The sequence below is a fragment of the Neisseria sp. P0021.S007 genome (assembly GCF_051956855.1).
This window is the reverse complement of the sequence record NZ_JBQCXA010001452.1, coordinates 1-479: the sequence shown is the minus strand read 5'-3', so window position 1 is coordinate 479 and position 479 is coordinate 1. Positions and strand designations below refer to the sequence as shown.

Genomic DNA, 479 nt, shown 5'->3' with positions numbered 1-479 from the left:
CCAGACCCCTTCCTCCGCTTTTCAGACGACCTCCTGCCCGCTATAATACGCTTGCAAATTATTTGCATTATCATTTAACTTAGGAGAAACGAATGAGCACCCGTACTGAACACGACACCATGGGCAATGTCGAAGTCCCGTCCGAAGCCTATTGGGGCGCGCAGACTCAGCGCAGCTGCAACAATTTCAAAATCGGCGGCGAAACCCTGCCGCAGCCGTTGATTCATGCTTTGGCACTGGTGAAAAAAGCCGCAGCCGCGACCAATGTTTCCCTCGGCAGGATTAAGCCTGAGCAGGCGGATTTGATTACGCAGGCGGTGGACGACGTGTTGAACGGCAAGCTCGACGGGCAGTTCCCCTTAGTGGTTTGGCAGACCGGCTCCGGCACGCAGTCCAATATGAACATGAACGAAGTGCTGGCAAACCGCGCCAACGAAATCGCCGGTACGGGTTTGGCGGCGTATCAGCCCGTCCATCCC

Annotated in this window: 1 protein-coding gene; it reads left to right on the top strand. The window is 55.7% G+C overall.

Features of this window, described 5'->3' with window-relative positions; all coding sequences use genetic code 11:
* Positions 1 to 92: 92 nt before the first annotated feature.
* Positions 93 to 479, top strand: a 387-nt coding sequence (locus ACTHUR_RS19655; RefSeq protein ID WP_440400472.1) for a lyase family protein, incomplete at its 3' end; no start/stop codon positions are given.